Origin of the sequence: Oceaniferula flava, assembly GCF_016811075.1 — a bacterium.
GTDB lineage: Bacteria > Verrucomicrobiota > Verrucomicrobiia > Verrucomicrobiales > Akkermansiaceae > Oceaniferula > Oceaniferula flava.
Map to the genome: position 1 here is coordinate 211,799 of NZ_JAFBGL010000005.1, position 26,897 is coordinate 238,695.

Sequence of the window (26,897 nt, forward strand, 5' to 3'; positions counted from 1 at the left end):
TCTTAATGGCCGTTAACTGAGAGATTATTTTTCATTCAAGTGAAATTATGGCATTAAGTTGAATACCCCCCAATACAATGAAATTAATAGGAACTAGTGTGATTACAGCAATGATTGCTGCGTCGTCTACAATTGGTGCCGCAGTTGTCACGTTTGATTTGACTAACAATGAAGGTGATAATTTCGATTTTAACGCCCCCACAGGATCGTACACGCATGTGACCTCCGGATTCACGGGGGACTTTACAGCCATCGTGGCAGGAAGCACAGGGAATCTTAATGCACAAAGCACTTCATTTGGGGTCAATGCGGAGAATGGCTTTATACCAGATAACCCTAGTGATAATACGGGGCAATTAGATGCTGATCAAGGAGCTGAGAGTTTTACCATCCAGTTTTCTGGACCTGTAATAGCGACATTGACGCAAATAGATATCAGCAGTTTTGGTGGATCTGATGCTGGAACTTTAGATATTGGCGGAAACACTACAGCGATAGCTTCAGGATCGAGTACATTGATACCAGCACACACCAATCTGGTAGGTGAGACGCTTACGATCGCCTTTACTGCGGGAACAGCGGGGAACGGTTTCTCTGTCGATACTCTGACGTTCGATGTGCAGCCTATTCCAGAACCTAGCACTACAGCTCTTCTGGGGCTCGGAGGTTTGGCTCTTCTGATGCGTCGTCGCAAGTAGGTGGACGCTTCGATTCAAAACTTTCAGGACGGGGCTTAGGCTCCGTCTTTTTTGTTTAGTTTTTTAGTGAAATTATCCTGAAAGCATGGTGATGGATGACGGGATAAAGCCGATTTTTCGTTGACGGGAATGTGCGAGATTTTGTTCTATATTCTAACTATTATTTATACTTTTTAGATTCAAGCAGTGCTGCCTATTTGCTCGTTCCAACCTCTACATGCTATGATCCCATCCTTTAAAAATACCTTATTTATTGCCACCGTATCAGCGGGGCTTTTTGCCTTTGCCTCGGCGGTCCAAGCTACCGTCATCGTCTCGGACACGACTGTTGAAGGTAATTTTGGAGATGACGCTCTGTTTGCCACAGATGCTGATAATTCCATTTTTTCTTATGCTCAAAAAACCACAGGGTCTCTTGCTCAGACGATTACGACTGGTGCACAGGGGATTGATGTCTCTGTGATTGAATTAATGTTTGAGAGCACATTGGATGCTGGGGGCGTGGATATGGATCTCACACTGCATGTGTTTGAGGTGGTGGATCCTGCAGCGGCGACACTTGTGGTGCCTGGTTCGACACTTTTGACGGAGTCCTTTACTTGGGAACTCGTGGGAGGAGACAACCATCTGATGCGTATCGCACCCTCTGGAGGAACCAGTCTGATTTTGGAAGCCAATACCAGCTATGCATTTTACATGGACGTTTCTGCGGATACCGCAGCCGACATTTTTGAATGGCACCGAAGCACAGGAGAACCAGGGCCGTATGATGGCGGGATCATGTATCAAGATGGCACACCGAAATCAAGCGGCACCAAAGACTTGGCTCTCGCTTTGGACGGCACCTTTATTCCCGTTCCGGAGCCCAGCACCACCGGTCTTCTGGGGCTCGGAGGTTTGGCTCTATTACTGCGTCGCCGCAAGTAGGTGGACGAGGTGATTCAACACGTTGAGGACGGGGCTTCGGCTCCGTCTTTTTTGTGTCACTCGGAATCAGTTAGGAGGCATGGAAACGGCCGAAGAGGATGGTTTAGTCATACTCTTTGCGAAGCATACTGGATATTCCTTGTTTAAGTCGAGTTATACGCTTAAGTAGAATCATCTTCATACGCAATGGGCTTACTGATATTTTACGTTCTTCTGGCACTGGGTGTGTCGTTTTTGTGCTCCATCTTGGAAGCGGTTCTGCTCTCGATTACACCGGGATTCGTGCAGCACGAGCTATCCTCGAATAAAAAATATGCCGGGTATCTGGCGAAGATGAAGCAGGAGGTGGATGAGCCATTGTCTGCGATTCTAACGCTGAACACGATCGCCCACACGATGGGTGCCGCGGGTGCGGGTGCTCAGTGGAAAGCCCACTATGGTGATACCGGGGAGGCGATTTTTGCCGGGGGGCTTACCTTGTTGGTGCTGATTTTGTCCGAGATTATCCCCAAGACATTGGGGGCGAAGTTCTGGCGTGCGCTGGCAGGGCCTACGACCTATGTTTTGAGGGTGATGGTTTGGATCCTCACCTATCTACCGCCTTGGCCACTACCCGTCTTGAGAATGCTCACCAGACTTCTGGGTGGGCATCATGAAGGCCACGCTGTGAGTCGTGCCGAACTGGTGGCGATGGCTGAGATTGGTTCTCAGACAGGAGAGCTGGAAGATGAAGAAAGCCGCATTTTACAGAACTTGCTGATGTTCAAATCCACTCAAGTTAGGGATATCATGACCCCTCGAACGGTGGTGTATGCCCTGCGTGAGAATACCACGGTGGATGATTTCCTTGCCGAAGCCATGCCCAAGCCGTTTTCACGGGTGCCCGTTTTTGGAAAAGACCGTGATCACATTTCGGGCTTCGTCCTGAAGAGCGATGTGATGTCGGCAAAGTTACGTGGTGAAGGTAAGGGCGAGACACTGGTGAACTTCATCCGCGAAATTAAAGCAGTGTCAGGAAACCATTCCATTTATCATACATTTAAGATGATGACTCAGGAGAAACAGCACCTCATGCTGGTGGTGGATGAGTTTGGTGGCATGGATGGTCTGGTCACCATGGAGGATGTCGTGGAGACCTTGCTGGGAATGGAAATCATGGACGAAGCCGATCGTAATGAAGACATGCAGGTGCTGGCCAGAGCCCTGTGGGCGAAACGAGCCAAGGCAATGGGGCTGAATGTCGAGCCCCAGGACGTGGCTGAGTAAAAAGCGCCAGGTCGAGACAGAGAACCTGCTTGCAGTCAGGTGGATTGCTTCTCTAGCAGATGTTTTTATAGGTGCTGCTAGAGACCGGAGTTAGTTGCGTGCCCATCGCCGATGGCATGGCTGATTTACGGAGTGTCTCCAGCGTCGTCATCGGAAACGGGGTCGAGAAAGGTGGATGATGTGATCGTCTCTCGGTTCTCCAATAAGGTGCCGCTGATGAAGACAAAAGTCCTCATCTTGGGATGGGCGGCGCACTCGGCCTTCTGAATGATCTCCCAGGTATTTTTTTTTTTCCCTTCCATGGCGACTTGATAGGCCACGGAGTTGAAGGCCATGGCTTTCCATTTGATGGTGCCGGTTTCACCGACCGGCAACTTGAGCGCCTCCTTGCCGGCCCGGATGGCAACGACTTTAGACGACATGTTGAATACCCGAGCGGTTTCCCTGGGGTGGATCGACTTGGAATCTTTGAATGAGCGACCGCGGATTTTTTTCTTTTCCAAATCATCGGGGATGACGAGAAGGACGATCGCCTTGGCCCCTTTTACCAAGGAAATGGAACCGACGTGGCGGTAGGAGGTTTTCTTCTGATCGGAGCCGCTGACAGGAGTTTCGATCTGCTGATAGAGTGCGAGGGCCTCGCCTTTGGGCATGGGCATGCTGGAGGAGAGTGATCCGATACCGATGTCGAGCTGAGCTTTCTTGCCCTTGTGTTCGTAAAAAATCGAACCTAACTCATCGGCAACCTCTCCCTCGCGGAAGGCGATCACACGCATGGTGTTGCGAGAACTGCCGGTGTAGGCCTCATCGTTGGGTTGGGTATTAACGTCTTGAGCGGTTGCCAAGTTTACGGCGGCGATCGTGCAGCTGACGAACAGCAGGTGGAAGAGTGGTTTTTTCATAGAGGTCTGAGACGGGGTGTTAGAGTTCTTCTTTGGATAGCCAACGGAATGAGACGATTTCAAAACGGCGACCGAATTCTTTGTTAGCGTCCGAGGTTAGGTCTTGGGGCGCAGTGGAGGCATCCTCGGCAGAGTCAACGTATTCAGGTGTGCGTTGCACCACCGCTTCACACCAGGCGCGAGCGGTGACTTTGAGGGTGGATGGGTTCACCGACTCTCCGTAGCTACGGATGACGAAGGTGTCAGCGCGAGCGGTTAGGGCAGGCCCGATGGTGGACAAAATATCTGCCTGGGTCAGGTGCTTGGGCGCCATCGCGGTGCGGGCGTTGGAGGAGTTGGGATACTCGGATGTAGGAGTGCCCATATAATGCTCGGGATCCCAGACGTTGATGAAAGCGCAGTTGTTGTTCTGCTGATTCACAAAGGCCCCGATTTGGTTCATGCTGTTGTAGGGATTGACCTGATTGCTTTCCATCTTGTCGATCGCCGCTTGCAGGGTGCCGCGGATGCCTTCATCGCTGTTATCGAGGTTCCTGTTGATGAAATCCCCCAGTGACAGGAAGGGTCCACGGAGGCGAACTTCATCGACAATTTTCGTCGCCAGTTCCGTGGCTACCGAGACCAAGCGTTCTTGGGCATCGGAAACCGATTCACTGGCTTCACCATTCTCACGAAACAGCAGCAACTCACGGTTGCCGCGATACATGTTAAAACGCTGGTTGTTAGCATTGTTACTCCACATGTTGGTTAGGCCATTGTAGTCATTGCTATTGGATGAACGAATATCGCGGGAGAAACGTGGCATCATAGCACTCAGTGGCTCGCTGCCATACATGGGGTTAGCCAGTTCACTGGGAACGTTGAGCTGATTAGTTCCTGTGAGCACGGTGCGCCAAGCCTCGATGGAAGTTGAGTTCACATTGAAGCCACCCGAGAGGAGGAGATTCGCAGCAGCTTCATCGTAGGCATCGGCATTGGACGGACTGATGGTTGAGACTTCCGGAGCGACGCCGTCTTGTTTGTAATAAACCATGCGGGAGTTGGGCAGGGGCAGGTTGTTATCGATATCGCTCTGACTCAATGAGGTTTCGGCGGAGGAAACAAAGTAGCGATCCCAGAGGGCGCGGTTGGCATGCCAAGAGATGTCGTAAAGCGGATCCTGGTAATCGGTGGGGCTGTCGCCCGGACGGGCAACGTAGGAAGGGACGTAGTGTTGGTCGCGCGGAATGCTTACATTGGCTCCAGCATTGCCAAAGGGGTAAGTGGTGCCGAAGACGTAGGGGTTGATCTGCGCGTGCTGCAGTTGGCCGAGAGAGAGGAACATCGATGAGGAAGGAAGGATGTCCAAGAGTGGGGCATCCGCTCCACCGCTCTGGTCGCCACCTACACCGGCGAGATAATTACTCAAGCCATTCACCCCCATCATCATATTGTCTTGATTGTTCAAATCTCCGTCGGCGATGCTGCCGTGGGAAAAGGCACCACCGCGCCAGGCATCACGCTCAAGGCGGGTGCGTTTGACATAAGGAGCCGTGGGGTTTTGGTTGGCGATCCAGCGGTTCCTTTCCTGCCCCCGGGCACCACCACTATGGAACATGGCGCCCACCTTTCGCCAATCGGCGCTGAAGCCGCCACGAGCTTCCATCATCAGTTGTGTGCGCAACACGAGGTGCGCTTGGAGGCCGATCACCGAGAGCTGTCGGGCTGTGCCGTAGTAGGCTGGGAAATAGCGGTTGTAGAGGTTCATGTCCGTCAATACCTGATAGACTGGGGTATCGCTGGAAAGTCCGCTGCTTAGTCCGCCAGGGGTGGTTAGCATGACTTCCTGGCGGTCACCATTGGTCATGTTGCCGGTGTTGGGGTATGCCCCTGAAAAGGTGATGTAAGGATCGGCGCCAGTGAAGGTGAAGGTTTTGTTCGTGGCGAAGTAGCGAGTGTTGTAGCCGATCGGGGAGGAGTCCGGCGCACGAATCAAAGTGGAGGCGCCGGGTGAATAGACCGAGCCAACATTGTCCGCCAGATAGACATGACTTTCTCCTGCAGGAATCTCGCTCCCTTTGACAGTGAAGCGAAAGTGAGAGCTGCCGCTGCTCATGGTGGCATCACCTCCAGTTAGATTAAATGACCCGACGTTGGCCCATGGGCCACTGGAGGAGGCGGAGGTATTGACGTTGATCGTATCGCCGTTGTTAGAAGAGGGGGTGTATTTGTAACCAATCTCATAATCGGCAGCGGGAATACCCACGGTGTAGGGGTTCCACAAAATGACCACTGGATAGAGCTGCACGCGCATGGTGTTCGGGCTGCCGGGGACCTCTTGCAGGCCAAGACCCATTGCGGCCATGGAAATGACCGGGCCAAAGCGGGTTTCAGTGGCTGTTTGGGGGCGGACCGAGGAGGCAATGGGTGGGGGTGTGGCATGGCCTTCGGTGAAGTTTGCCCAGCTGCGCAAGTGGCCCCAAGTCGGTAAGCCAAATTCGGAGTTGGACTCAGGGGTGAATATCGGATCGCTATCAGACGGGCCGTGGCCGCCGTAGAGAGCGGCTTTCATCTCCTTTTTCAGTCCCCCAGCGTAGCTGTCTGCCAGCACGCTCTGCGAGTATGCCGAGACATTGTGGTAGTGCTGTTTCAAGATGTCGTTGCTTTTCATCGCCGAGGAAAGAAGCGGCAGCTGCCCAGTGGTCAGCATTTTCTGGATGTTGGCATCGTTCGGATCAAATTCGGCCCCGAGGGTTTCGCTGCCTGTGGCGTCCTTGCTGAGCATCTCGATGCCATTGCGCTGGGCGGTGATGAAGCTGTACTGTTGGCCTTCGTCGATCAGGCTGGCGGAGCTTTGCTGGCGGAAGTTTTCCCGCAGATCCACACGCGCCTTGAGGCTTTCATCGCCAGCCCAGTATGCGTAGCCACCACGGGTCGTTCCGCTGTCGTCGGCGACGGGCACGATCGGTGCGGTGACGTAGTCGTCGGTATCGAGGGTTGAGCCACTGGACACGAGCAAGGCGGCCTTTTGCGAGCCGATGCTTGGGCTATCGCTTAGGGAGACTGAATCGGTTGGTTGGAAAGGTATCGCGAAAGGCGGCATGGTGATCTGTCCGAAGCTGCCGGCGGATGTCGAGGCGGTGAAGCTGACGCCCTCATTGCCGCTGACCAACCAGTTCAGCAGCACCGGCTCGTAGGGGGAGGCTGGGATCTGCGATGGTTTCTGGGAGTAGTTGGCCACTTGGGAATTGCCATAGACACCTACCCATTTGCGGTTGGCTGCCGAGGGAAACTGCAAGTCTGCGGGAGCGGTGGCACGCTGGTCAGGACCGAGGGTGCTCTGCAGCTGGCGGATTGCCATCATCAGGCCCAGTCGGGCGTTGGCCTTGGCCTCTTCCATATCGGATTCCGCATTGTCCGAGCGCAGTGTGATGCTGGACAGGGAAACAATGGCGAGAGCGACCAGTGCCAGCAGCACCATCACGGAAATGGTGGCAATGAGCGCAAAGCCATGGGCTGAATAAGAGGTCGAAAATGTCTTTTTCCTGAGGGTTTTCATCAGTTTATAACAAATTTTAGAGATTGAAGTCGTGTGTGGAATATCTCGGACAGTGAAAAAAACGAATGATCGAGGTTCATATAAAGTATGACAATGCATATACATTGTCCATCTAATAGACCTGTCCTAATGCGTCAAAAAAATTTTCATTTACCCCCTGTTGAGCCATTTCTGGCTGTCGTGGCATGCGAAAATCATCGCGTGATTTAATCAAAACTTAACAATTTCCAGAGCTTTCCTCATCAGAGATTAACAACAGATTGCTTGATTCGAGGCACCGAGGAGCGATGCTTTTATGCGTATCTCTCGAAAACCTCATCACTCAACGTCATCATGAAAATCAAACCATTCCATCTTATCACCGGCGCTTCTTTGGCGCTTACTGGAGGAACCCTCGCTCACGAACACCATGTGCTGGAAGGGAAGGCGAAAGACGGCATCCGTGCTGTCGACCCGTCGCTTTTCATCAAGGAGAACCTCGTCGAAGAAATCAAAACGGAAGAACGAGAGCTCTCTGACGGCAGCAAAGCGCTGTGCTACGTCATCAAAACCAAAACCCAGCCGAGTGAGCACAGCATGGGACCTTGGAGCCCGAAAACCATCACCGACGGAAAAGAGAAGGGCGGCATCTGGTTCAAGGATGGCAAAGTCTACGATGTCACCGGCCCGTTTCTCGCCAACCTGGCGAAGTTTTACGAGGATCCGGAATGGAAAGTTTACAACGATGACGGAACGATCAAAACGACCGATACCAAGGAGGCCTTCGAGGCTGCAGCCCGGCCGTATGTGGACCCCAAATATAAGAACCACGTGGTCGAGGGAAAACCGGAATGGTATCCTGATGTGAAAACCACCTACGTCATTCCTGTCAAACCGGTATATAACAAAAACGCATCCTCATTTGGTCGTGGTCCGCTCGGCTTGGCATTCAATGGCGTCCGCTACGATCCTCCGGCACCGGTCGAGGCGATTATCGGGTCTTACACCATCGCACCTCTGGACGATGGCGGCGGGCATTTGAACCCGCACGAGGGATACCACTATCACGAGGCAACAGGGAAAACCAAGGAGGTCCAACAGAGCGATCAGCACGCACCGATGATTGGCTACGCTCTCGATGGTTTTGCCATCTATGCCCATTTCGATGGCGAGGGGAAAGCTCCCGAGGGATTGGACGAGTGCGGTGGTCACAGCGATGAGCTACGCGGTTATCATTATCATGTGGGTGCCCCGGGCAGTAATCAGATCATCAAGGCCTTTCGTGGCACTGCAGGCACCGTGAGTGTGGAAGGTGTCATGGCCGATCAGCATCCGCCGCGTGGTGGTCAGGGGCACCCCAGAGGACCTCGACCCGATGGACCTCCTCCGGGTCGTTAGGCACAAGCTTCTTTGCAGAAATTGTCACGGTGACGGTATCGTGAAGCGTGATCTCGATGGTCACTCTGGGCGCTCACCGCACCGTGATCGCTATGCACCGACGCAACTTCCTCAAAACGACCTCTCTCACCGGCCTTTCCTTTCTCGGACTGAAAACCTACCTCGCTGCCGCAGAGGAGGCTCCAGTTTCCCAGCCCTTGGGCAAGCTGCTCCCGGACCCTGCAGGCATTCTTGATCTGCCTGCCGGCTTTTCCTACACTGTGCTTTCGCAAACGGGGGATCGCATGTCGGATGGCTTGCGGGTGCCGGGGATGCCCGATGGCATGGCCGCATTTGCCGGGAAAAATGGCAGGGTCGTGCTGGTGCGGAACCATGAACTGTCGATTAAGATGAAACCGCTCGCTGCTTATGACGGTGGCCGGTTTCCTGCAGACATCGACCAGGGGCTTGCATACATGCCCGGCACGGAAACGACCGACGGTCAGCTGGGAGGAACCACTAACGTCGTCTATAACCCGCAGACCAAGCAGGTGGAAAAACAATTCCTGTCGTTGGCCGGGACCGATCGGAATTGTGCCGGCGGGGCGATGCCTTGGGGCAGCTGGATCACCTGCGAAGAGCCGGAGGATATGACCAGTGAGATCGGGCGCAAGCATGGGTATTGCTTTGAGGTCAAGGCGACCGAGAACGTGGGCTTGCAGAAAGCCACACCGCTGAAGGCACTGGGCCGATTCTGTCACGAAGCCGTGGCGCTCGACCCTCGAAGCGGTATCCTCTATCTCACCGAGGATATCAGCGATGGCTTGCTGTATCGGTTTATCCCGGAGAAATCCAAGGACTTCAGTCGAGGGAAACTTCAGGCGATGGCAGTGGTCGGGAAACCCTCGGCGGACTTGCGGAATTATGAGGAGGCGAAGCGTCAGCTGCGTGCCGGCGAGGAACTGGCGGTGGAGTGGATCGATCTCCGTGATGTGGACACGCCCGACGACGACCTCCGGCATCGTGGTCACCGCGCTGGTGCGGCACGGATGGCGCGGGGCGAGGGGATTATTTTCACCGATGGCCAGCTGGCGATCTGCTGCACGGATGGCGGGCCGAACAAGCAGGGCCAAATTTTCAAACTCACCCCCAGCGCGCCGAGCTCGGAGAGCGGGCAGGACAGGCTGGAGTTGTTTCTCGAGCCGACAGAAAGCGACCTGCTCACAAACGGCGACAACCTCTGTGTGGCGCCGTGGGGTGACTTGGTGATCTGCGAGGATCTGGTCGCGGAGCATGCTGAAAAAGTCCCGCATTTACGGATCATTAGCCCGAGTGGTCAGATCAGCACCTTGGCTCGCAATGCGAAAGACCGGAGCGAGTTCGCAGGGTGTTGCTTTTCCCCTGACGGCTCCGTGTTGTTTGTCAATATGCAGGGGCTGGGGCTGACTCTTGCGATCACCGGCTTTCCACAGCGGCTGCGATGATCGCTTGGGGGCGCTGATTATGGTTCGCGGCGTAAAATACCACTTTGATAGGCTTTGGCGACCGCTGACGGTGCGTTGGGCGCGTTGAGTTTTTTGTAAATGTGGCCGATATGAAAGTCCACGGTCTTGGGGCTGATGTTGAGCTCGGCGGCGATTTTTTTCTGCACCTGGCCTTCGGCGATGAGGTGTAGGATTTCCAGTTCACGTGGGGATAATGCGGACGAGCCATCGGCTGCCAAATGGCTCTGCTGATTTCCTAACAGGTATCGGGCCATGCCGGGGTCGAGCGAGGCCCCACCTGACATCACGGTGCGAATACCCTGCGTAATTTGTTCCAGAGAGGACTCTTTCAAAAGGTAGCCCACAGCTCCGGATGATATGGCGGTGAGCACATCGGCCTCGCGTTCAGACTCTGTGAGAATGATGATTTCAGTGGCGGGCGCGAGTTTCTTGATTTGGGCGATGGCTTCAAGACCGGAGATGCCCGGCAAATTGAGGTCTAACAAGATGAGGTCGGGCATGTCTGCCTCGGTAGATTTTTTCAACGCACGCAGGGCGGCATCGGCGGTGTTGAAGGTGCCAATGACTTCGATGTCGCTTTCATCTTCCAGCCCAAAGGCGATGACCTGTTGGTAGTCTGGACTGTCTTCGACCAATGTGATTCGAATCTTTTTCATGGCTTAGTGTTAGGTTCAGGGGCAAGTGATGGATCGCTGTTTGAGGCTTCCGTGCGCGTGGCGGTGAGACCGTTCCGGGGATGGTATTTGAGGGTGATGCGGCTGCCCCCGTGATCTGGAGTTTCTATCACGACCCGGGCTTTCAGCAAGCGAGCACGTTTCACCAGCGAGGGCGGGGTGGCGCTCATACCATTGCCGTTATCGGTGACCACCAGCTCCACGCCCGTGGCAGAGCCGCGGAGCTCCACCGTGCAGGCGGTGGCTTCGGCGTGGCGTGCAATATTGGTCAGGCACTCTTGGTAGAAAAGAAAGAGGTCGTTGCGTTGACGCCTGGGAAGCTGGTGAAGAAAGGCTTCTCCTTCGATGCTTACTTCGTGGGGGATGTCGGCCAGCAGTCGGTCTGCCGAGAATTTCACCTCCTTCACCAGATCCTGGCAGAGCGTGTCAGACTGCAGCATGTTCGCACAGTGGCGGGCGGCAATGCGGCTGCGGCGCGACACTTTTTGCATCCGCTCGACGACTTCGTGCAGCTTGTCAGGTGACTGGATATGCTTCTTCGCCATATCGCCCAAGAGCACCATGGCGTGCAGGCTGGCTGAGAGCTCGTCGTGGAGGTTGGCGGCGATGCGTTCACGGACCTTGAGCACGGCACGCATCTGCAGGATTCGGGCAATGAGGAAGCCGATAATGATGCTCGCGATGAGGATGGCGACCAGCCAATACATCCTTCTCAGGTTCGTTCTCTGCTGGCTGTATTTCCGATCCAATGCCTCGGCAATCTTGGGCTGGAGGATTTCCAGATCGTGACGTCGGGCCAATTGCTCTGTCCACTCGCGCATGGTGAGCAGGTTTCCAAAGTGGTTTTTGCCGTCGGTCAACCTGTCCTTGGTGAAGAGCACGTGAAAGACGCGGTCCTTGTTGCCATGGACTGCTGTTAGTCGCTTGGGAAACTTCACCGGTGCCCCTTGTGCCACGTTCACTCCAGCCGCGAGCACTTCGATCTCGTCCAGGCTGATGATGCTGCGGATCTGTTTGGTATCGATCGACCAGCCGTCCTGGGGCACGGTGAGTCTGACATATCGGCAGGCTGTTTTTGCAAACCTGATTTCCTGGATGTTGCCCGCCTGATAGACCGATTGGAGTCGGTAATGGGCCAGCATCGTGGAGTCGGAAAAATCCGGCTGATTGGCTCCGACAAGGGTGAATTGTTTGGGCAGACCAAAGTCGGTGGCATTCATCTGGGGCACGTATTCATCGATGAGCGCGCTGTGCAGCCGGATGCCATCGATGCGATGGCTGGTGCCCAGGTCAATGGTCATGACGAAGGGCGTGGTGCGAATGGTGGTCGCGAGGAAAGGGTCTCCTTTTTCTTCCGTGGCGGCATCGATCAGGAAGGGGGTTAGGCCATCGACGAGGGTTTTCTTATAGATGGCCGCTTGTCGCCAGCCTGCCACTGTCGATGAGACACGGACTGGCTGGTGCAGGGCGATGTTGTGTTCACCGGAAAAAATCATGATCTCGGAGAGCTTGAAAACCCGGTTCTCGTTCCGACTGTGGGGCGGCAGCTCGGTGGCGACGATGCGAAGCCATGAGGCTCGGGTCGGGGGCACATCGATCACTAAGGGGGCGATGCGTGGCAGATACTGGTCGGCCGGACCCATCTCGGCGATCACCTGTCCCTCGGTGTCGCCATCTTGGCCAGCGATGATTTGGAAGGCGGTGGGGAGGCCATCTGCCTGGGGGCCTTTCTGGGCATCGAGCCAAAGCACTGGAGCCAGCACGATGCGATCAAAGCGGCTCTCCTTGGGGATTCGAACTTCTGCCCACTCCGGCTGCTCGGGATTTTTTTGTGCTGATGAGATCCACCCGACATTGCCCACACCGCTGCGCAGGGTGAGTCGCGCGAGGCTATCCAGTTCGGCTTCCATTTCCTGCTGCCGGTCCTCAAGCTCATCTGTACTGAGCTTGGAGAGATCTGTCTCTGCCATAGCAAGACCTGAGACAAGGCTCAGTAGAAAGAGGAGGGGGAACAGGGGCATCGGTAAGTGGAAAATTATCACGCAGTCCGACAGATGTCCATGGGCTAGCCAAAAAGCTTGTATGTCATAACTGGCGAAGAACTAGGGAAATACCTAGCTTACCAGACGGGGGAGATGGTGCATGCTCATGGTGCACATCAAACGATTGCGAACAGCGCAATCAGTACAAAAAAAACTCACCATGAAAAAACAGACAATACTCACTGGACTAGCCCTTGCTGTGGGCATGACAGGAGCAGCTAATGCTGCCATCACTGCGGGTACGACCATCGGCATCGACTTTGGGTCAACGCCCTATGCCGGATCAGGAAACTTTAATGACTTTGGTCACCCAAATATTGCCGATGGTGCAATATCAACATTTGCAGGAACTCTCATCAACCTTGATGGTGGTAATGTTACTGGTGTGGGTTTCTCGGTTGAGAACCAGAGTGGAGATAACACTGCCGACGCACTTATTTCCAATGGCAGTGCAGGCCCCACTCCTTTTGATGAGTCCTCAATCTACGTTGACGGTCTGATCTCAAATCAATCTGGTAGCACAGGTGGTCTGGATGCTGGTGGATACCTTCTACTTACTTTCACAGGTCTCGATGATAGCTTAACTTACAATCTGACCGGTGGCTTTGAAGGCCCTAACGCTAACTTCAATGCAACTTGGTCTTTTGATAGTGGTAGCACAGGTATTTCAACGAATCAGAATGATAGTATCTCGTCTTTCGTGGCTACCAGCACCGATGGCTATAAATCTGCCGATGGACTACAAACAGACGGAAGTGGAAACCTTGTCATTCAAGTGACTCGAACCAACCACGTTACTGTAGGTGGTCTCACACTAGAAGCGGTCCCAGAGCCATCGACCACAGCCCTTCTCGGCCTCGGTGGACTCGCTCTTATCCTGCGTCGCCGGAAATAAGCATTCTTTTTGATCCCTCGAACGCCTTCAACCCCTCATGGTTGGAGGCGTTTCTGGTCTAAGGAAATCGACAATTTGCAGCCGTTCAGATAGGTGCTTTTTCTTTCTCATACGAAGAAATACTCATCGTTCTGTTAATCCAATGAAAATGAAATTTAAGTTATCGATTACACTGCTGCTGTCAGTGCTGAGCATGGGACCGGTTCATGCGAAAACCAGTGGCCAACCCAACATCCTGCTGATCTATGTCGATGACATGGGCTACGGCGATCTTGCTTGTTATGGTTCGAAAACTGAGACGCCACAGATCGACAAGCTTGCTGCCGAGGGCATTTGCTTCACTAACTACCTCTCGGCCAGCAACGTCTGTTCTCCGAGCCGGGCGGCGGTGTTGACCGGTCACTACCCGCAGCGTGTCGGATTGCCGGTTTGTCCCAACGGCAAAGACCCGCTGTGGAATGAACACGTCGGCCTGCCACTGAGTGAGGTGACCTTGGCCGAAGTGCTGAAGCCGCAGGGATACGCCACAGCCGCATTTGGCAAATGGCACCTGGGCGAGCCGGAACTTTACGGTCCTCTCAAGCAGGGATTCGATCGATACGTGGGCAGCCTGTATAACTTCCCAGTCGGAAAACCGAACGTGTGGCTGCACAACGATGAGCCACAGGGGAAGATCATGTTCTCGCAGGCGCATCAGAAGCTCACCGATGCGACGATTTCCTTTATGAACGAACAACAGCAGGCCAAGAAACCGTTTTTCATCTACCTCGCGCACTACCTGGTGCACGGTCCTTGGTCGCCTAACAAGCAATTCTGCACCGATGCCGAGTGGGCGTCGTATCAGAAAAAGAAAGGCCGCATGAACCCCAAGGTGCTTCCTGCCATGGTGCGTGAACTGGATCATCACGTCGGTCAGGTGATGGCTGCACTCAAGTCCTTGGGCATCGAGGACGATACCATCGTGATCTTTGCTTCGGACAACGGACCGTGGCTTCCCGCCGGTTCGGCGGAGCCATTTTCAGAGGGAAAATACAGCACCATGGAAGGTGGCCACCGCGTGCCTGCGATGATCCGCTGGCCCGGCCATTTCCCCGCCGGGCAGGTGAGCGATGAGATGGTGTCGGCACTGGATCTCATGCCGACAATTGCAGCCGCAACAGGTTCCTCTCTCCCTGAGGATCGCCGCTACGACGGTTATGATTTGTTGCCCTTGCTCAGTCAGAACAAAAAGCAGAGCCCTCGTCAGGAATTTTTCTACTACAACGGACTGAGTCTGGAGGCGGTGCGCCGCGGGCCATGGAAACTTCACCTGCCGCGCAAGAATGACAACGCGGTTTACTGGGCTCTGGGCAAGGGTGGCTACAAGAACCTGACCCACCCGGTGTTGAACCATCTGCCCGATGACTTGGCGGAAAAGAAGGACGTAACGCAAGAGCATCCCGAGCAGACCGATGCCCTGCAAAAAATGGCGGCACAGGCGCGTAAGGAATTGGGCGATTGGGATCAGGACGGCAGCGACCGACCCGCCAATGCTTACCCAGGAAATCTCAACCAACCGCATTTCATCAAGAAGCGCCGCAAAAAGTAAGTCCCCAACCATAAACCTATGAAACCACCGATGGCCATCATGCAACGCCTGCTTCTCGCTCTCCTCTGTCTCCCGATGTGGCTTTCCGCCGAGAGCTCAAAACCGAACTTCATCCTGATCCTAACGGATGACCAGGGTTATGCCGACCTCAGTTGTTTCGGTGGCAAACACGTCTACACGCCGAACATTGACCAGATGGCCAAGGAGGGCGCGCGGTTGACCAGCTTTTATGTCGCTGCCCCACTGTGCACCCCCTCGCGCGCCGCCCTGATGACCGGTTGTTATCCGGCACGGGTGGACATGGATGTGCCGTCGTCCATTGAGGTGAACATGAAACACACAAAGGGGAGAAAGTTTCCTGTCTGTCTGGCCAGTGATGGTCGTGGACTGAATCCAAAAGAACTCACCATCGCGGAGGTGGCCCAATCCGCAGGCTACAAGACCGGCATGTTCGGCAAGTGGCACCTGGGCGATCAGCCCGAGTTCTTGCCGACCCGACAAGGCTTTGAAGAATACTTCGGCATTCCCTACAGCCACGACATCCACCCGAAGCACAAAAACCAGAAGTTCTTCAAGTTTCCTCCGCTACCATTGTTAGAAGGAGAGAAGGTGCTCGAAATGGAGCCGAATGCCGACCTGCTGACTCGCCGCATCACCGAGCGCGCTGTCGACTTTATCAAACGCAACAAGGACGAGAACTTCTTCCTCTACGTCGCGCACCCGCTGCCGCACGGACCGCTGGCCGCATCGCCCCAAGCCAAGAAGGAGTTCGCCAAGCACCGGAATAAAGTGCGTGGATCGAAAAAAGGCATCTTCGGCAGTGTGATTTGCGAAATCGATTGGTCCGTGGGTGAGATTCTCAAGACCCTGAAAGAGCAGGGGATCGATGACAATACCATCGTGCTGTTCACCACCGATAACGGCCCGGCCAGTGGTTCCGCCAAGCCACTGAGTGGTCGGAAAGGCAGCACCCTGGAAGGAGGTCAGCGTGTGCCCACCGTCATCCGGTGGCCGAAGGGGATTCCTGCCGGCATCGAAAATAACAAGATCCTCACCGCCATGGACGTGTTGCCCACCTTCGCCAAACTCAGTGGTGCAAAGCTGCCGGAGGACCTTGTGATCGATGGCAAAGACATCATGCCCGCGATCGTGAATGGTGCCGCAAGTCCGCACGAATATTTCTTCTACGCGCACTGGGGTGTGCTCGAGGCGGTGCGCTGGAAAGATTGGAAACTCCGGATCATCAATGGCAAGGAGGCGCTGTACAATCTGGAAGAAGATATCAGCGAGAAGAAAAACGTGGCCGCGAGCCACCCGGAAATCGTGCAGCAGCTCAAGGCCGCGATGCAAGGCTTCGTCAAAGATATGGATGCCAACGAGCGCCCCGCCGGCACAGTCGAAAACCCGGTGCCTTTGACCATGAACAAATAGTTGGAGCATATTATGAAACGCACTTGGCACTCACTTTACTCTCTCACGCTGGCATTTTTGTTCGTGCCGCTCTGGGCATCGGCCGCGAAACCCAATTTCATCATCATCCTCACCGATGACCAGGGCTACCAGGACCTTGGCTGTTATGGTTCGCCGGATATCAAGACCCCGCGCATCGATCAGATGGCGAAGGAGGGGATGAGGTTCACCAGCTTCTACGCTCAAACAGTTTGCGGCCCGGCCCGCACCTCGCTGCTCACTGGGTCATACCCGATGCGCACCGCCAGGGCAGAGCATGACGACGGCTTGATTCCACACCCAGCCATGGCGCTCAGTGAAGTGACTATTCCCGAGCTGCTTCATCCGCTGGGATACAAGACGGGCATGGCCGGCAAGTGGGACCTTTCCGGCAGGAGAACCCGAGGTCGTCCTACGTTCAAGATCGAGCTCGGTCCGGCCAATCAGGGCTTCGATTCCACCTTCTGGGCCGAGACCAGTGCCTGCAAGCTGATCCGCGAAGGGGAAAAAACGGTGCTTAAAAAACCTGCCAAGTCTTCTCTCACCAAACTGTTCACCGACAAGGCGATTGAGTTCATCGAGGCGAACAAAGACGATCCCTTTTTCTTCTATCTCGCTCATCCCATGCCGCACACTCCGATTGGTGCTTCCAAAGCATTCAAGGGGAAGTCCAAGGCTGGCCTCTATGGCGATGTGATCGAGGAACTCGATTTCCATACTGGACGATTGTTAGATAAGGTCAAAGAGCTGGGTTTGGACGACAACACCTACATCATTTTCGCCAGCGATAACGGCCCGTGGTGGCGGGAGGGGAAACATGCCGGCCACTGCGAACCTCTGCGCAGCGCCAAAACCAGCACCTACGACGGCGGCCTGCGCGTGCCATTCATCATCCGCGCGCCCGGGAAAGTTCCGGCGGACACGACTTCGGACCTAGTGACCTCCACCATCGATCTTCTACCCAGTATTGTCAACATAGCCGGAGCCAAAGTCCCGGACGATCGGGTGATCGATGGCATCGATATCTCGGACGTTTTCCACGGCAAACAAACGAAGCTCGATCGGCCGTTCTTTTTCTACCAGCACCAGTCGCTGCGTGCCGTGCGCCAGGGCGACTGGAAACTGCACCTGCCACACACGAAACTGGATCGGACGAAAGAAGGCGAGCTTTGGCAATCGCATGTGCCGCCCGAAGATCGAGGCTACATCGAAGAGCTCACGCTGTATAACCTATCGAAAGACATCGGCGAAACGACCAATGTCGCCAAGCGCCATCCGGAAATCGTTGCGCGACTGCTCAAGCAGCTGGACTTCGCCAAAAAAGACATCGGCTACCACGACGTGATCGGTGAGAACTCCCGCCGCTAGATTGCCCCTGCTAATAGTTCATCATGAAAAAACTTACCGTTCACTTGCTCGCTTGCTTCTGCACGGCGGCCAGCTCTCTCGTCGCCGCTGCAGAACGCCCTAACATCGTGCTCATTCTCGCCGACGACCTGGGTTACGGCGACCTCGGCTGTTATGGCGCGAAGATGATCCAGACACCGAACATCGATCAACTTGCCGCCGACGGCAGGCGTTTCACCGATGCCCATTCGGCTTCGGCGGTTTGCTCGCCCTCGCGATACGGCCTGATGACCGGCCGCTATCCGCATCGGAAGAATTTCTGGGGCCCATGTTTGAACAACACGGAGTTGACCATCGAGACCGACAGGGAAACGATCTCGTCGCTGCTCAAGAAAGCCGGCTATCAGACTGCCTTTTTCGGCAAGTGGCACCTAGGCTTCGGGGAGAAAGCTCCCAATTGGAATGGCGACCTGAAACCTGGTCCGCTGGAGGTTGGTTTCGATTACTTCTATGGCATCCCCTGCGCCAACAGCGTGCCACCCTTTGTCTATGTTGAGAACCATCGGGTCGTCGGACTGGATGCCAAAGACCCCATCAAAGCCGGTGGTAAAAATTACGTCAAAACGATGGAGGGCAAAGGTGCCGGTAGGATTGGCGGAGGGAAAGTCGCTCACGACCTCTACGTGGATGACCAGATCGGCACCAACCTGACTCAGCGGTCGGTCAAGTGGCTGCAGCAGACCGATCAGAAAAAGCCGTTCTTTCTGATGCTTTCCACCACCAACATCCATCACCCGTTCACTCCCGACCAACAATTCGTCGGAACCAGCAAGGCGGGAGCCTATGGGGATTTCACCCATGAACTCGATTGGATGACCGGACAGATCATGAAGGCGCTCGAGAAGCAGGGCGTCGCTGACAACACCCTCGTGATTTTCACCAGTGACAACGGCGGCATGCTCAACCAGGAAGGCCAGCGCGCGGTTCAAAAAGGACACCCGATCAATGGAGATCTGCTAGGTTCCAAGTTCGGTGCCTGGGAGGGAGGGCATCGTATCCCCATGATCGTTCGCTGGCCTGGCAAGGTGCCGGCGGGAACGACATCGGACGCGCTGATCAGCCACATCGACTGGCTCGCAACATTGGCTGACATCGTGGATCGACCACTGGAGAACCCGGAAGACAGCCTTAACCAGCTGACCACATTGATCAGCTCGCCGGAATCACCGGTGCGGGAAACCTTGGTCATTTGCCCTAACAGTCCGTATCACCTGTCCATCCGCAAAGGCGACTGGGTGTATATTCCTCAGCGCGGTGAGGGAGGGTTTCAAACTCAGAAAATGGGTGCCCACAACGTCGGTGGTCCGATCTCGGTGAAGCTGATGCAGAAGCAAAACAGCGACATCGTGAATGGTAAGATCCGTCGTGATGCTCCCTACGAACAGCTCTATCACCTTGCCAAAGATCCCTCGCAGCGTCACAATGTCATCAAGTCCCATCCGGAAGTAGCCAGCGAACTCGCGGCCATGTTGCAACAAGAACAAGCGAAGATACCGAAGACCAAACGCATTGGCTGGATCAACATCCGCAAGGCACCGAAAAAGAAATAACCGGTGACCAGTGCGAGCTGCAACTTCGCTCGAGATCAGATGGATTTCCTAACATTTCTTTCGATGCAAACGGGTCGATTCTAACAAAACAATGAAGCTCACCCCCCTACAGCAGATCATGACGATCGCCCCAGCTCCCCTACGCGTGGCGCTGGGTTTGGTCACCGCAGTGTCGCTGCCTTCCATGGTCGCGGCCAATCCGTCTGCGGAAGACCAGCTGGAGAAACCGAACGTTGTTGTGATTTTCACCGATGACCAAGGCTACGGCGACCTTGGCTGCTTCGGTGGCGAGCATGTGAGAACTCCACGGATTGACCAGATGGCGGCGGAGGGGGCGAAGCTGACGAGTTTTTACGTCGCTGGAAATGTTTGCACTCCCTCGCGCGCGGCCTTGATGACCGGCTGCTATCCCAAGCGTGTTGGACTGGCTAACGGAGTCTTTCTGGCTGGCGATCAACATGGACTGCATCCTGATGAGGTTACCATTGCCGAGGTTTTGAAAAAGGCGGGTTACAGGACCGGAATCTTCGGCAAGTGGCACCTGGGCGATCAGCCGGAGTTCTTGCCGACCCGGCAAGGTTTCGATGAATTTTTCGGTCTGCCCTACAGCCACGACATCCATCCCTATCACACCAACAAAAAGCACAGGTTTCCACCGCTGCCATTGATGGAAATGGAAAAGGTGGTCGAGCAGGATCCTGACGCGGACTACCTCACCCAACGCATCACCGAGCGTGCCGTGGACTTTATTTCCCGGCATAAGGACGATCCCTTTTTCCTCTACATCCCACACCCCATCCCTCATCGGCCGATCCATATGTCGCCTCCTTTTATGAAGCAGCTTCCTGACAGCATCAGAGCCAAGCTGAAGGATGAGAAGGGGGTGGACTACAAGACCCGGGATCAAATGTATCGGCACGCCATCAGTGAGATCGATTGGTCGGTGGGGCAGGTTCTCGATGCTCTGAAACAGCACGGGATCGATGACAAGACCCTGGTGATCTTTACCTCGGACAACGGCCCGTCGGTGGGAAACACGGGGCCCTTCACAGGAGCCAAAGGTAGCACCTACGAAGGCGGGCAGCGCGTTCCGGCGGTGATGCGATGGCCTGGTCACATTCCTGCCGGACAGGAAATCGATGAGCTCGTCACCGCCATGGACCTCTTGCCCACCTTGGCCCGCATCGCCGACGGCGAGCTTCCATCTGATCGCACAATCGACGGCAAAGATGTCCTAACCGTTCTGACCGATCAAACACCTTCACCTCACCAGGCATTTTTCTATTTCAAGGGTAACCGTCTGAAAGCGGTGCGTTCCGGTCCGTGGAAACTGCATTTCGGTAAGCTTGGTGGAAAGGCCAGCGTGCGCCGTGGTAAGGGGGCGAGTTCGTCGGTCATGGCACTCTATCATCTTGAGGAGGATCCGGCTGAGAACCACAATGTGCTCGCTGCGCATCCGGACTTGGTCGCAAAACTCAGTGGCTACGCGGATCGTTTTCAAGCCGAATTGAACAAGAACCTTCGACCTTCCGGTCTTGTCCCCGATCCCAAGACGCTCACCAAACGAAAGTAACATGCCTTCAAGTCTCCTTCGAATCGTTCTTACCTCCGCGCCAGTCTTCCTCGCTGGCTGGGTCTCGGCTGCCGACCCGCGACCTAACATTATCCTCATCCTTGCCGACGACCTCGGCTATGGCGATATCGGCTGTTACGATGCGCAGGTGAAGACTCCGCAAATCGATACGCTGGCTGCGGGTGGTTTTCGTTCCACCGATTGCCTGGTGGCGGCCAATGTCTGCGGTCCATCGCGGGCGGCTCTGATGACCGGCCGCTATCCCATGCGTGCTGGGCATCCGATTTCCAGACACCCGACGAAAAAGTATGCCAAATACGGCATCGCCTCTGAGGAAATCACCATGGCGGAGCAGCTGAAATCGGTCGGCTACCATACCAAGATGGTGGGCAAGTGGCACCTTGGATTTCACGTCGATGGATCGCATCCCCTGGATGCAGGCTTCGATGAGTATTTGGGTCTGCACGGGAATTTTATTGGCACCAAGGGCAGGGAGGACGAGCGCACGATTTATCGCAACCGAGAGCCGGAGGTCGTCGATATCGATTTTGAAAAAGTCACCCAGCTCTACACCGATGAGGTGACCCAGTTCATCCAACAGAAGCACTCGCAGCCTTTTTTCATTTACCTCGCCCATCACATTGCCCACACGCCGATCGCGCCGAGCGCCGCGTTCAAGGGGGCGTCGGGGAAAAAAGGAGGCAAGTATGGCGACTTCGTGCTGGAGCTGGACCACAGCGTGGGGCGGATCATGGATGCCGTGAGGAAGGCGGGGATAGAGCAGAACACACTGGTCGTTTTTCTCTCCGACAACGGTCCGGCGAAAAATGGCACGGCAAAACCATTTCGTGGCGGTAAATACGTCACCATGGAAGGTGGGCATCGAGTGCCGGCGATCTTTTCTTGGCCTGGAAAAATCCCAGCCGGTCGGGTCTCCGATGCCATGATCACCAGCATGGATTTGCTGCCTTTGTTCAGTCATGTGGCGGGCGCTGCCCTGCCGGAGAAGGTGACACTCGATGGCAAGAACATCCTTGGAGTGCTCAACGGTGAATCTCCACAGAGTCCACACGATTACTTTTTCTACTACAATGGTCTGAACCTGCAGGCGGTGCGCAATGAGAAGTGGAAGCTGCATTTCCCACGCAGCTCTGCCGACCAACCGTATTGGGCGAAGAAAGCCGGTGGCAATCCCAAGAAAATCCTGACTACGCTCAAAAAGACTCTACTGATCAATCTCCGAACCGATGTGGCAGAAAAATTGAACATTTTCGACGCGCGTCCGGAGGTCGCCGATGAATTAAGTAAAGCTGCGGATGCGATGCGTCAGGAAATCGGAGGCCTGCAGGTTGTTGGTTCTGACCAACGCCCCCACGGTCTTCCTCGAGCTCAAGACAAGGACTGAGAAATACTATGTTGAAGCGATGACTTGGCCGGTGACGTCTGCACAGAGCTCGCGGCAGTGATCGGAACTGGGATCAAAGATCAAGGGGCTAGCCTATTGAGTAGGTGTATTTCACGCATGTGTTGGTGGAGCCCGTCTATTGCGCTGAGTCGGTTTGCGTTTTATCCTATTCATCCATTTCATGAAAATGCATTCGTCTTTCAGTGGTGGAACAACCCCAGTAAGCATATGAAACTCACACTATCATTCATCGGCAGCATCCTTTGCTCCGCGGCTCTCTCTTCTCAAGCAGCAGTTTTGGTAGAATACAACTTTGATCGACTGGACGGAGTCGGAGGCACTCCCGACGGAGATTTTTTCGATACCGTCAACGATGGGTTAGACACTGGGGGGGAGGATGGCATCGACTATGCGGCTACTACCTTGGCTGGAGTATCGGCAACGAATTTTGGCGGTGCGTCTTATAACGGCTTCCTTGATACTCAAACTGACACGGGCTCATCACTGGTCGAATTTTTCCAACTGCCCAATGAGAACAATGCGGACTTCATCGGCGCTGCCGTGTTGTATGAAACTGGGGGCTTGGACACAGGGACCGAAGACAACATGGCTGGGGCAATTGCTGCTAACCAATTTATCTCATTTACCGTATCCACCGATGCCGGAACGTTGAACTTGGAAAACTTAAGCTTCAATGTCATGGGCACCAATCGGAGAGCATTGGATTATGAAGTGAGATCGTCACTGGATAGCTTTGCCTCTACCCTAGCCTCTGGTGGTATCACCGTTACGGACGCTGCGCAAAACGTGGATCTTTCGGCAGCCGCGTTTGACAGCGTGTCCAACATTGAGTTCCGAATCTATGTCGACGACCGCCTTTCGAATGGGAATGGTGGATCTGGCACTGCGTTTGATGATGTTGTTTTGAATGGAACGTTAGTTCCCGAACCCTCGTCCACCGCGCTTCTCGGTCTCGGTGGTCTTGCTCTCATTCTACGTCGGCGCAGGTAGTCCGAAATGCCATTTCCTTCCGCCAATTTTACCCAAAGACCTACCTCGACCTGGTAGGTCTTTTTGTGACTCTGACCTTTTTTAAAATGATATAAATCGATTCAAGCAACGGTATCTAGTTCGGACTCGCTGCGATTCCCCAACGATCATCAAGATGAAAATATTCCTAACAATAAGTATCACCTGCATGCTGGCTGGCTTTGCTTCGGCTGTGCAGGCGGAAGCTGACAAGGCTGCGAACCAACCGAACGTTATCTTCATTCTGATGGACGACATGGGCTACAGCGATGTCAGCTGTTACGGGGCGAAGAAGGTCAAGACACCGAACATTGACCGCATGGCTGCCGAGGGGCTCAAGTTCACCGATTTCCACACCGGGGCCTCGATTTGTTCGCCATCGCGTGCCGCCTTTCTCACAGGTGCCTACCCTCAGCGGAGTGGTCTCTACATGGGGATTAATCAGAAGAGGGAGGCCCATTGGTTTCTCGGATTGAATCCTGACGAAATCACCCTTGCCGAGCAGTTTAAAAAACAAGGATACGTCACGGCCATGGTGGGCAAGTGGCACCTCGGTAAAGAGGAAAAGTTTTCCTATTACCATCAGGGATTCGATCACTACTACGGCGCGCCTGACAACATGGGGCACAACACCGAGTTCCTCGATGAGAAAAAGGTGATCTACAAAAACACCCCCTTGGACAAGATCACGGAGCTCTACACCCGGCGCATGGTGAAGCATATTGAGGATTTCAAGGACAAGCCGTTCTTCATCTACTTCGCCCACAACTACCCGCACACGCCCTACAAAGCAGGTCCGAAATTCCGAGGCAGCTCCAAGGACGGCATGCGTGGTGACATCATTCAGGAGGCGGACTGGGGGATCGGTGAAATCCTCAAAGCTCTGGAGAAAAATGGCATCCTCGAGAACACCATGGTCATCTTCACCTCCGACAACGGACCGACCTCACCCAAGTATTCCAAACCCTACCGCGGCACCAAGTATGTTTCGCTGGAGGGCGGCCACCGGGTGCCATTTATCCTTTACTGGAAAGGGCAGATTCAGCCTGCGGAGTCCACCGTGCCGGTCGTGGCCATGGATCTGTTTCCTACTCTTAGCGAAATGATCAAAGCCCCGATGCCGAGCGATCGGAAATACGATGGTGTCAGTCTAACACCACTGTTCGATGGAGGGTCTATTACCCGCAAGCATGAAGCACCATTTTTCTACTACAACTGCGAGAACCTGCAGGCGGTCCGCGTGGGTGATTGGAAAATTCACCTGCCGCGTGAGACTCGTCAGATCCCATGGTGGGCTCAGCGAAAGCAGAAACCGATCCAGACCCCCAAGCTCTACAACCTGAAGCAAGATGCCGCCGAATCCCAAGACGTGGCGGCGCAACATCCGGAACGTGTGGCAGCGATGATTAAGCTGGCCGAGAAAACACGCGAAAAGCTCGGTGAGTTTGGCGAGCGCGGATCCGAACAGCGCCCAACCGGAACCCTCTTTCCTGAGGTGCCGATCTTGAGCAATCAGGCACAGGATTGGGAGAAGCTGTCGGATGACGAAAAAGGCCGGGGCAAAAGTGAGTTCAAGGGCGCACCTGCCCGTAAGAGAAAAGCGAAATAAGAAAGTCCTATGTGTGGTAATCATTCAACGATGATAACAATGAACAAGCGTCTCAGGTTATGGATGTTTGGCCTGACTTTGCTGACATGCAGCGCTGCAGCCCAAGCGAAGTCGCCCAACTTCATCCTCATCTTCACCGATGACCAAGGCTACCAGGATCTTGGCTGTTATGGATCGCCGGATATCAAAACTCCGAGGATCGATCAGATGGCCAAGGAGGGAATGCGGTTCACCAGTTTCTACGCCCAGACGGTGTGCGGTCCGTCGCGTGGAGCATTGATGACGGGAAGCTATCCAATCCGTTTTGCCCGGCAGGCCGACCCTGATTCGGAGCACCCGGAGTTACACAGCAAGGAAATCACCATCGCCGAGGTGCTTAAGAAACAGGGGTATCGCACGGCAGCCTTTGGCAAGTGGGATCTCGCCGGGCATCGGCAAGTGGGCTACAAGGAGTCATTGCTGCCGAAGTATCAAGGTTTCGATACCTTCTTCGGAACCCCCTCCAGCAATGATCGCAGCGTCAACCTGCTGCGCGGCACTCGGGTGGTTGAAAAAAAGGCGGACATGTCGACACTGACCGCGCGTTACACGGACGAGGCCTTGGCATTCATCGAGGAACATCACGCCGCCCCATTTTTTGTCTATCTCGCGCACAGCATGCCGCACACGAAGCTGGCCGCTTCTGAGAAATTCAAAGGCAAGTCCCAGGGCGGACTGTATGGCGATGTCATCGAAGAGTTGGATTACCATGTTGGCCGATTGTTAGATAAGGTGAAACAGCTCGGTCTCGATGAAAATACTTACGTCATCTTCACCAGCGACAACGGCCCGTGGTTGGTCCGCAAAGCTCACGGGGGACATGCCCAGCCACTGCGCAGCGGCAAGACCACTTGTTGGGAAGGGGGGATGCGCGTGCCATGCATCATCCGCGCCCCCGGAAAAGTCCCGGCCGAAACGATCACCGATGCCATCACCGCCACCATCGATCTGTTTCCCACCTTCGCCCGATTAGCTGGCGCGGAAGTGCCGGCGGATCGCGTGATCGATGGCGTAGATATCAGCGCCATCATGCACGGCCAACAAGACAGCCTGAAGCGCCCCTACTATTACTACCAGCACGATTGCCTACGCGGCGTCCGCTCCGGAAAGTGGAAACTCATGCTGCCACACACCGAGCCCGTCCTAGGCAGCATCGCGACGAAATGGCGGGGACACGTGAACCCGGCAGATTCAAAACGTCTCACCTCGGCCCAGCTCTATAACCTGGAGACGGACCTCTCCGAAACCACGGATCTCGCGGCGCAGCACCCGGAAGTCGTGGCGGAGTTGATGACTCTGGCCAAGTGGGCCCAGACCGACATCGGCGATCACAATCACTTTGGCACCAACGCTCGAACCTTCGGAGCGAAGCGTCGCACGCTGTCACAGGATTGGAAATTCAAAGCGCCGGCTCCCAAAAAACGAAAGCAAAAAGCAAACTAAGC

At 54.8% G+C, this 26,897-nt stretch carries 19 protein-coding genes; 15 read left to right on the top strand and 4 right to left on the bottom strand.

Annotation, left to right across the window (positions count from 1 at the left end):
• Window positions 1–77: 77 nt before the first annotated feature.
• From JO972_RS09400 to JO972_RS09410, 3 genes are all read left to right on the top strand, one after another.
• Window positions 78–698, top strand: coding sequence for a PEP-CTERM sorting domain-containing protein (locus JO972_RS09400; RefSeq protein ID WP_309489781.1), 621 nt, complete (start codon window positions 78–80; stop codon window positions 696–698).
• Window positions 699–920: 222 nt separating this feature from the next.
• The gene (locus JO972_RS09405; protein ID WP_309489782.1) at window positions 921–1,625 is read left to right on the top strand and encodes a PEP-CTERM sorting domain-containing protein; all 705 of its coding nucleotides are present in this window, start codon (window positions 921–923) and stop codon (window positions 1,623–1,625) included.
• A gap of 186 nt (window positions 1,626–1,811) precedes the next feature.
• A complete protein-coding gene (locus tag JO972_RS09410; protein WP_309489783.1) occupies window positions 1,812–2,891 on the top strand; it encodes a hemolysin family protein in 1,080 nt (359 codons plus the stop codon).
• A 125-nt stretch (window positions 2,892–3,016) separates the two neighbouring features.
• Here JO972_RS09410 and JO972_RS09415 read toward each other — a convergent pair whose 3' ends face one another.
• Both JO972_RS09415 and JO972_RS09420 read right to left on the bottom strand, forming a co-directional pair.
• Complete coding sequence (locus JO972_RS09415) at window positions 3,017–3,793, bottom strand: hypothetical protein (RefSeq protein WP_309489784.1); 777 nt, start codon at window positions 3,791–3,793, stop codon at window positions 3,017–3,019.
• A gap of 19 nt (window positions 3,794–3,812) precedes the next feature.
• The gene (locus JO972_RS09420; protein ID WP_309489785.1) at window positions 3,813–7,331 is read right to left on the bottom strand and encodes a hypothetical protein; all 3,519 of its coding nucleotides are present in this window, start codon (window positions 7,329–7,331) and stop codon (window positions 3,813–3,815) included.
• Window positions 7,332–7,664: 333 nt separating this feature from the next.
• On the opposite strand from JO972_RS09420, the gene JO972_RS09425 reads away from it, so the two are divergent.
• Both JO972_RS09425 and JO972_RS09430 read left to right on the top strand, forming a co-directional pair.
• The gene (locus JO972_RS09425) at window positions 7,665–8,708 is read left to right on the top strand and encodes a YHYH protein (protein ID WP_309489786.1); all 1,044 of its coding nucleotides are present in this window, start codon (window positions 7,665–7,667) and stop codon (window positions 8,706–8,708) included.
• Window positions 8,709–8,800: 92 nt separating this feature from the next.
• Window positions 8,801–10,171: an alkaline phosphatase PhoX gene (locus JO972_RS09430; protein ID WP_309489787.1), complete on the top strand. Its 1,371-nt coding sequence runs from the start codon at window positions 8,801–8,803 to the stop codon at window positions 10,169–10,171.
• 17 nt (window positions 10,172–10,188) lie between these two features.
• On the opposite strand, the gene JO972_RS09435 is transcribed toward JO972_RS09430, so the two are convergent.
• Both JO972_RS09435 and JO972_RS09440 read right to left on the bottom strand, forming a co-directional pair.
• A complete protein-coding gene (locus JO972_RS09435) occupies window positions 10,189–10,848 on the bottom strand; it encodes a response regulator (protein ID WP_309489788.1) in 660 nt (219 codons plus the stop codon).
• The gene (locus tag JO972_RS09440) at window positions 10,845–12,836 is read right to left on the bottom strand and encodes a sensor histidine kinase (protein WP_309489789.1); all 1,992 of its coding nucleotides are present in this window, start codon (window positions 12,834–12,836) and stop codon (window positions 10,845–10,847) included. The genes JO972_RS09435 and JO972_RS09440 overlap by 4 nt, the downstream gene beginning before the upstream one ends.
• Before the next feature lie 178 nt (window positions 12,837–13,014).
• Here JO972_RS09440 and JO972_RS09445 point away from each other — a divergent pair, with 178 nt between their 5' ends.
• From JO972_RS09445 to JO972_RS09490, 10 genes are all read left to right on the top strand, one after another.
• The gene (locus tag JO972_RS09445) at window positions 13,015–13,803 is read left to right on the top strand and encodes a PEP-CTERM sorting domain-containing protein (RefSeq protein WP_309489790.1); all 789 of its coding nucleotides are present in this window, start codon (window positions 13,015–13,017) and stop codon (window positions 13,801–13,803) included.
• A gap of 148 nt (window positions 13,804–13,951) precedes the next feature.
• Window positions 13,952–15,391: a sulfatase-like hydrolase/transferase gene (locus JO972_RS09450; RefSeq protein ID WP_309489791.1), complete on the top strand. Its 1,440-nt coding sequence runs from the start codon at window positions 13,952–13,954 to the stop codon at window positions 15,389–15,391.
• 39 nt (window positions 15,392–15,430) lie between these two features.
• A complete protein-coding gene (locus JO972_RS09455) occupies window positions 15,431–16,822 on the top strand; it encodes a sulfatase family protein (RefSeq protein ID WP_309489792.1) in 1,392 nt (463 codons plus the stop codon).
• A 12-nt stretch (window positions 16,823–16,834) separates the two neighbouring features.
• Window positions 16,835–18,208 carry a sulfatase family protein gene (locus JO972_RS09460; protein WP_309489793.1) on the top strand — a complete coding sequence of 458 codons (1,374 nt, stop codon included), beginning with the start codon at window positions 16,835–16,837 and terminating at the stop codon, window positions 18,206–18,208.
• Window positions 18,209–18,231: 23 nt separating this feature from the next.
• Window positions 18,232–19,797, top strand: coding sequence for a sulfatase family protein (locus tag JO972_RS09465; RefSeq protein ID WP_309489794.1), 1,566 nt, complete (start codon window positions 18,232–18,234; stop codon window positions 19,795–19,797).
• A 118-nt stretch (window positions 19,798–19,915) separates the two neighbouring features.
• Window positions 19,916–21,370, top strand: a complete 1,455-nt coding sequence (locus JO972_RS09470; RefSeq protein WP_309489795.1) for a sulfatase family protein — start codon at window positions 19,916–19,918, stop codon at window positions 21,368–21,370.
• Window position 21,371: 1 nt separating this feature from the next.
• Window positions 21,372–22,775 (top strand): sulfatase-like hydrolase/transferase, encoded by a 1,404-nt coding sequence (locus JO972_RS09475; RefSeq protein ID WP_309489796.1) that lies wholly within the window; start codon window positions 21,372–21,374, stop codon window positions 22,773–22,775.
• Window positions 22,776–23,003: 228 nt separating this feature from the next.
• The gene (locus JO972_RS09480) at window positions 23,004–23,786 is read left to right on the top strand and encodes a PEP-CTERM sorting domain-containing protein (RefSeq protein ID WP_309489797.1); all 783 of its coding nucleotides are present in this window, start codon (window positions 23,004–23,006) and stop codon (window positions 23,784–23,786) included.
• A 154-nt stretch (window positions 23,787–23,940) separates the two neighbouring features.
• Window positions 23,941–25,413 carry a sulfatase family protein gene (locus JO972_RS09485; RefSeq protein WP_309489798.1) on the top strand — a complete coding sequence of 491 codons (1,473 nt, stop codon included), beginning with the start codon at window positions 23,941–23,943 and terminating at the stop codon, window positions 25,411–25,413.
• 39 nt (window positions 25,414–25,452) lie between these two features.
• The gene (locus JO972_RS09490) at window positions 25,453–26,895 is read left to right on the top strand and encodes a sulfatase family protein (protein ID WP_309489799.1); all 1,443 of its coding nucleotides are present in this window, start codon (window positions 25,453–25,455) and stop codon (window positions 26,893–26,895) included.
• Window positions 26,896–26,897 lie beyond the last annotated feature (2 nt).